The sequence below is a fragment of the Actinoalloteichus spitiensis RMV-1378 genome (assembly GCF_000239155.1).
GTDB lineage: Bacteria > Actinomycetota > Actinomycetes > Mycobacteriales > Pseudonocardiaceae > Actinoalloteichus_B > Actinoalloteichus_B spitiensis.
This window is the reverse complement of record NZ_AGVX02000533.1, coordinates 1-6,700: the sequence shown is the minus strand read 5'-3', so window position 1 is coordinate 6,700 and position 6,700 is coordinate 1. Positions and strand designations below refer to the sequence as shown.

Sequence of the window (6,700 nt, the reverse complement as noted above, 5' to 3'; positions counted from 1 at the left end):
TCGGTCCTCGGTCAGTGGCCGTGACCGTGGCCCGCGGCGCCCGCGGGCTCCTCCTCCTTCTTCTCCACGACAGCGCTCTCGGTGGTGAGCACCATCCTGGCGATGGAGGCGGCGTTGGACACGGCGGACCGGGTCACCTTGACCGGGTCGACGACACCCGCGTCCAGCAGGTCGCGGTACGTCAGCGTGCCGGCGTCGAACCCGTTGCCCCACTCCAGCTCGGACACCTTGGCCACGACGACCGGCCCCTCGAGCCCGGCGTTGGCCACGATCCAGTGCAGCGGCGCGGCCAGCGCACGGCGAACCGCGCGGACGCCGGTCGCCTCGTCACCGGTCAGGCCGAGGTCACCCTCCAGCTGGTTCGCGGCGTGCACCAGGCTGGCACCACCACCGGGGATGATGCCCTCCTCCACGGCGGCCCTGGTCGAGGCGACCGCGTCCTCGATGCGGTGCTTGCGCTCCTTCATCTCCGTCTCGGTGGCGGCGCCGACCTTGATGACCGCGACACCGCCGGACAGCTTGGCCAGCCGCTCCTGGAGCTTCTCCCGGTCCCAGTCGGAGTCGGTGGCGTCGATCTCCCGCCGGATCTGCTCCGCCCGCGCGTCGATGTCGGCCTTGCTGCCGCCGCCGTCGACGATCGTGGTGTCGTCCTTGGTCACGGTGACCCGGCGGACCTTGCCCAGAACGTCCAGCCCGGACTCGGACAGCTTCAGGCCGAGCTCGGGCGCGATGACCTTCGCGCCGGTGACGACGGCGAGGTCGTCGAGGAACGCCTTGCGCCGGTCACCGAAGTAGGGCGCCTTCACCGCGACGACCTTGACCGTCTTGCGGATGGCGTTGACGGTCAGCGTGGAGAGCGCCTCGCCCTCGACGTCCTCGGCGATGACCAGCAGCGGCTTGCCCGCCTGGACGACCTTCTCCAGCAGGGGAAGGAAGTCGTTCAGCGCGGAGATCTTCTCCCGGTGCAGCAGGACGAGCGCGTCCTCCAGCACGGCCTCCTGCCGCTCCGCGTCGGTGACGAAGTGCGGCGACACGAAGCCCTTGTCGAACTGGACGCCCTCGGTGATCTCCAGCCAGGTGGACAGCGTGGAGGCCTCCTCGACGGTGATCACACCGTCCTCGCCGACCCGCTCGATGGCCTCGCCGCAGAGCGCTCCGATCGTCTCGTCCCGGGAGGAGACGGTGCCGACCTGGGCGATGTTGTCCCGCCCCTTGACCGGCGTCGCCTTGGTCTTGAGGACGTCGACCACGGCGTCGGCCGCGGCCTGGATGCCCCGCCCGAGGGCGGCCGGGTTGGCGCCGGCGGCGAGGTTGCGCAGCCCCTCCTTGACCAGGGCCTGGGCCAGCACGGTCGCGGTGGTGGTCCCGTCACCCGCGACGTCGTTGGTCTTGGTGGCGACGTTCTTGGCGAGCTGGGCGCCGAGGTTCTCGTACGGGTCCTCCAGCTCGATCTCCCTGGCGATCGTCACACCGTCGTTGGTGACGACCGGAGACCCGAACTTCTTGTCGAGGACCACGTGCCGGCCGCGCGGGCCGAGGGTCACCTTGACGGCGTCGGCGAGCTGGTTGACGCCGCGCTCCAGCGCGCCCCTGGCGTGCTGGTCGAACTTGATCTCTTTGGCCATCGTGGCCTCTTCTCCAAGCTTCTCGACGGGAGCGGGGGTTCGGCGGGAACCCCCGGAAGACGCGAAACCGCCCCGGCGCCCCCAGTGGACCTGGGCCGCCGGGGCGGTGAGGTATCGCCGGTGAACCGGATTGTCAGTTCACCACGGCCAGCACATCGCGCGCGGAGAGGATCAGGTACTCCTCGCCGTTGTACTTGACCTCGGTACCGCCGTACTTGGAGTAGATGACGACGTCGCCGACAGCCACATCCACGGGGATGCGGTTGCCCTTGTCGTCCACCCGGCCCGGGCCGACGGCCAGAACCTTGCCCTCCTGGGGCTTCTCCTTGGCGGTGTCCGGGATAACGATGCCGGACGCCGTCGTCGTCTCGGCTTCGCTTGCCTGGACGAGGATCTTGTCCTCGAGCGGCTTGACGTTCACGCTCGCCACGGTGTGACCTCCACCTTCTGGGGCCTTCGAAGCGTTGGCAGATTCCGACGGCTCCTGCCGTCCCGTCGTCGCGGGTGCCGGGTGAGGCGGGTGCCGTTACTTCTGGCACTCTACCGCCGAGAGTGCTAACTCTCAAGCTCGGGGTGCCCCGCGAGCCGGGAAACCCTTCCGCCAGGAGCGAAACGGCCGACCCGCGAGCGTCCCGGGCGGCACCGCCGCGCCCCGGCGACGACCGTCATTCCACCACGACCGTCCCCACCGGGAGTGCCGGATCGGCCCCGAAACCAGGGTCTGACGGCGGCGCCCCCGCGGCGACCAGGTGCGCCCCGAGCGCCGCGATCATCGCGCCGTTGTCCGTGCACAGCCGGGGCGGCGGCACCCGGAGCCGGATGCCCGCGCGCGCGCAGCGCTCGGCGGCCAACTCCCCGAGCCGGGAGTTGGCGGCGACACCACCCGAGACCACCAGCGTGTCCACGCCCAGCTCGGAGGCGGCGCGGACGGCCTTGGCCGTGAGCACGTCGGCGACGGCCTCCTGGAAGGACGCGGCGACCGACGGCACGTCGACCCGCTCACCGGCGGCTCGCCGCCCCTCCACCCACCGGGCCACCGCGGTCTTGAGCCCGGAGAAGGAGAAGTCGTGCCGGCTGTCCCTCGGCCCGGTCAACCCCCGGGGGAACGCGATCGCGTCCCGCGCGGCCGCACCGGCCGCCCTGGCCGCCCGGTCGATGGGCGGGCCTCCCGGGTAGGGGAGGTCGAGCAGCCTGGCGACCTTGTCGTAGGCCTCGCCGGCGGCGTCGTCGATGGTGGAACCGATCTCGCGGACCGAGCTCGCCACGTCCTCCACGAGCAGGAGCTGGGTGTGCCCGCCGGAGACCAGCAGCGCCAGGCACGGGCTGGGCAGCGGGCCGTGCTCCAGGGCGTCCACCGCCACGTGACCGGCCAGGTGGTTCACCCCGTAGAGCGGCTTGTCCGCCGCCGCCGCGTAGGCCTTGGCCGCCGCCACCCCGACCATCAACGCCCCGGCGAGCCCCGGACCGGCGGTGACGGCGATCGCGTCCACGTCCCGGAGCGCGCAGCCCGCGTCGTCCAGGGCACGCCGCACGGTCGGGGTCAGCGCCTCCAGGTGCGCCCTGCTGGCGATCTCCGGCACGACACCGCCGAACCTCGCGTGCTGTTCGACGCTGGAGGCGACCACGTCGGCCACCAACCGGACTCGTCCGTCGTCGAACACCTCGACGAGCCCGGCTCCGGTCTCGTCACAGGAGGTCTCGATCCCGAGCACGAGGGCCGAGGCCTCCGCACTGGCTCCGGTCACCGTGGTTCCCTTCCGTCTCGCTCTGGTCCGCCGGTCGGCGCCGCCACCGCGGGTTCCCGCCGCATGGTGTACGCGTCCGCTCCCGACGGCTGGTAGTAGCGCCGACGCAGACCGACCCGCGCGAAGCCGTGCCGTTCGTACAGTCGGATCGCCTGGTCGTTGTCGGTGCGCACCTCCAGGAAGGTGGGCGCGCGCAGGTTGTCGGCGTGGGCCAGCAGGGACCTCAGCAACGCCGTTCCCACCCCCCGCCCCTGCCAGGCCGGGGCGACGGCGATGGTGTGCACCTCCGCCTCGAGGTCGGGCGACCGCCCCAGCACGGCGAGTCCCCCGTAGCCGACCAGCGGCCCCTCGGTGTCCACCGGGCGCCAGGGGTTCGCGGTCCGCCCCGAGCCCCCCGCGTCGACCGGTTCCTCGGGCGGGGCGTACGCGCCGAGGTACCGGTGGCCGGCGGCCATCTCGGCCAGGAACGCCCGCTCGCTCCAGGGGTCGTCCCCCGGGAACAACTCCCGCTCGAGCTCGGCGCACCGGCTGGCGTCCACCCGGCGCAACCGCCTGATCGCCACCGTCACGGCGTGCTCACCCGCTTCGGGGCGCGCGGTTCGGCGGCATCCGGCTGCCGCAGGTAGCGGGGGACGAGCGGCGAGGGTGGCCGTCCGGCGCGCAACTCGGCCGAGACGGCGGTCACCAGACCACCGGGAGTGGGGAACGTGGTGCCGAGCAGGGGGAGCCCGAGCAGGTCCGCGAGTTCCGCCATCCCCTCGCCCCGGGCGTCCCCCGGGGGCCGGAGGTTCCCCGCGAGGTGCAGCGGACGGGTTGCCGGAGGCATCGTCGCGAGCTGCTCCCGCAGCTCCTCGGGCCGGGCGACGCCCGGCCCCTCGACACGGGCACCACCCGAGGCGTGCACGCTCCAGTACACCTCCCGCCGGCGGGCGTCGGAGACCACCAGGAACGGACCGGGGCTCACCACGCCGGCCGCGACACCGTCCAACGTTCCCACCGGGTGGACCGGCCTGCCGAGGGCGTGCCCCAGGGCGGCCGCGGTGACCATGCCCACCCGCAGCCCGGTGAAGGGGCCCGGACCAACACCGCAGACGAGCGCGTCCACGTCCCCGAACTCCACGCCGGCCGCCCTGGCGGCCGCGCGAAGTCTCGGGGTCAGCAGCTCGGCGTGCGACCGGGCGGCGAAGACCGGTTCGCCGGCGAGCACGCGCGGCGGCCCGGCGTCCGCGAGCTCGACGACGCCGGAGACGATGGCCGGAGTGGCGGTGTCGATGGCCAGTAGCAGCACGTCCACGAGCCTACGAGCCGCCGTGCTCGGCCCTGAGCCGCCCCGTCGGACCGACCACCTCGGCTCGTGGTGGTCGTCTTCCGCGTGCGCCGAGGTATTTCCCACTTCCATCGATATCTGATTGAGTGGGTATAGAACAGCTAACCAACCGAGACTGGGGAGGGCACATGCCAGGTGGCGGCACGACCGGCCGGATCATGCTCGCGGCGTTACCACCCGTGCTGGGCGCGGTTCCGGGAGTCGCTCTACTGCTGGGTTCCTGGGACGAGTTCCCCGAGGAACTGGCCACCCGGTTCGGCACGGACGGCGTCACCAACTCGATGAGTCGTCCCTCCATGCTGCTGATGATGGTCGGGGTGGGACTGCTGATGGCGATCAGCTTCGGCAGCGTGGTCGCGAAGCCCTCCAGCCGCAGGAAGAAGTCGGGCCTCGGAGTCAGGCAGGCGAACAGCCCCCGGTTCGCCATCGCCCTTTCCTGGGCGCTCGGCGGGTTCTTCGGAATGGTCTACCCGGTCGTGCTGCGGACCAACCTCGACGGCGCGGACTCGTCGACGGCGTCCCTCCCGCCCGAGGAGCTGGCGCTGTGCGTCGGCGCGGCTCTCATCGGTGGACTGCTCGGCTGGGTCCTCGGCCGGGGCGCCCGCCGGTGAACCGACCTGGGATGTGGAGGCGGGGACGCCGGGCACTTCGGTCGTCCTCCGCCGCGCCAGCTCGGCCTGCCCGGGGCCGGCGGCCGGCGGAGGGCCGCTCGAGCAGTCGCGGATCGCCCACGAGGCCGTCGCACGGGTCCGGGTGACGACCTCGAACCCGGACCAACGGGACCGCGCACCGCGCCCAGCCCACGGCGCAGGTCCCCAGCGTGGTCGACCTGGGCGGCGCCCATCGCGACCGGCCAGGGCCGCCTCCGACCAGGCGGGACCGGCGCGGGGTACCCACGCCGGCTGATGGCTCAGCGGGCTGACGACCAGATCCCTCCGTTGGTCCGGAGGAGCGCGGACACCCCGGGGCCGGCCCCCGGCGCACCTCCCAGGCTCGCGGAGGCGCGCACCCCGTCCGCGCGGGAGGTGCGCCGTGACCTCCACGAACCGAGGCGGAGGTCCCCGACGCCGCCGCACCCAGCGGGCAGAACCGCTCCCTGCCACCACACCCGGTGCGAGCCTGGACCGTGGTGCGCGCCGCGGTTACCGGCAGACCTACCGGTCAGGGCCCCCGATCGGGGGCCACGGGTCGCCGGGTGCCGAGCCGCCGGTCGACGGTGGCACGGCGAGCTCGGGACCGGGCGAGGTCCTGCGCCACCGCCAGCCGGGTGGCGGCCGCCGGTCGCCTCCGGCCTTGCCACGGCCTCCTGGACGGGGCGACGCCCGCGCCGAGCTCCCTCGCACCCCGCTCCGCGCGCACCGGGGGAGCGGGACACCAGGCGTGGCTCGGTCGTTCCCCTGCCCCCGTCAGGGGGCGTCGCCCGTGCTGGTGAGCCGCTCGGGCACCCCGGAACCGTTCGCCACCGTGATCTCCGCGAGCCGACCCAGCGACCCGGTGCCGGGAACGAAGTAGCCGTCGTGCCCGCTGGCGTCCCCCGCCGGGACGACCCGCGCACCGAAGGACGGCTCGGTGGGGTCGGGGCCGTGGCCGAGGCCTCCCAGGGAGAGGCCGGCCACCCAGCCGATCCAGTCGTCGTCCGCCCGCATCGCCCAGACCTGGTCCGCCCCGGACAGTTCGCCGGCGGTCGAGGCGCGGAGACCGGGCGAACCGACCGCCACCAACGAACCGACGTCGATGGTGCCCCGCTGGGCGGTCAACGAGCACACCACGCTTCCGTAGCTGTGGCAGACGAGGTGCACGGTCGGCGGCGCTCCCGCGTCACCGGCCAGGGCGGCGATCCCCCCGAGCAACCGGTCCAGGCGGACCGCACCGGCCTCGGCGAGCGTGGCGGCGGCCGCGTCGACCCCCACTCCGCGCGGGCTGAGGTAGCCGCTCCACGCGATGACGGCCGTCCTCGCCTTCGGGGACCGGGCGCGCTGCTCGTCGAACAGGGCGCCGGCGGC

The 6,700-nt window shown here is 73.5% G+C and carries 7 protein-coding genes; 1 reads left to right on the top strand and 6 read right to left on the bottom strand.

Annotation, left to right across the window (positions count from 1 at the left end; translation table 11 throughout):
• Window positions 1-11: 11 nt before the first annotated feature.
• The 5 genes from groL to tsaB form a co-directional block, all read right to left on the bottom strand.
• Window positions 12-1,625, bottom strand: coding sequence for a chaperonin GroEL (gene groL, locus ACTIDRAF_RS0221145; protein ID WP_016700713.1), 1,614 nt, complete (start codon window positions 1,623-1,625; stop codon window positions 12-14).
• Between the two features lie 133 nt (window positions 1,626-1,758).
• On the bottom strand, window positions 1,759-2,055 hold the full coding sequence (gene groES, locus ACTIDRAF_RS0221140; protein ID WP_016700712.1) for a co-chaperone GroES: 297 nt from the start codon (window positions 2,053-2,055) through the stop codon (window positions 1,759-1,761).
• Between the two features lie 235 nt (window positions 2,056-2,290).
• Window positions 2,291-3,370, bottom strand: a complete 1,080-nt coding sequence (gene tsaD, locus ACTIDRAF_RS0221135) for a tRNA (adenosine(37)-N6)-threonylcarbamoyltransferase complex transferase subunit TsaD (RefSeq protein WP_016700711.1) — start codon at window positions 3,368-3,370, stop codon at window positions 2,291-2,293.
• Entirely contained in the window at window positions 3,367-3,933 is a 567-nt protein-coding gene (rimI, locus tag ACTIDRAF_RS30275) for a ribosomal protein S18-alanine N-acetyltransferase (RefSeq protein WP_052168922.1), read from the bottom strand. The genes tsaD and rimI overlap by 4 nt, the downstream gene beginning before the upstream one ends.
• 2 nt (window positions 3,934-3,935) lie before the next feature.
• The gene (gene tsaB / locus ACTIDRAF_RS0221125) at window positions 3,936-4,658 is read right to left on the bottom strand and encodes a tRNA (adenosine(37)-N6)-threonylcarbamoyltransferase complex dimerization subunit type 1 TsaB (protein ID WP_026066348.1); all 723 of its coding nucleotides are present in this window, start codon (window positions 4,656-4,658) and stop codon (window positions 3,936-3,938) included.
• 167 nt (window positions 4,659-4,825) lie between these two features.
• Here tsaB and ACTIDRAF_RS0221120 point away from each other — a divergent pair, with 167 nt between their 5' ends.
• A complete protein-coding gene (locus ACTIDRAF_RS0221120) occupies window positions 4,826-5,308 on the top strand; it encodes a hypothetical protein (protein ID WP_016700708.1) in 483 nt (160 codons plus the stop codon).
• A gap of 795 nt (window positions 5,309-6,103) precedes the next feature.
• Here the strand turns inward: ACTIDRAF_RS0221120 and ACTIDRAF_RS30270 are convergent.
• Window positions 6,104-6,700, bottom strand: a 597-nt coding sequence (locus tag ACTIDRAF_RS30270; protein WP_016700707.1) for an alpha/beta hydrolase, incomplete at its 5' end; no start/stop codon positions are given.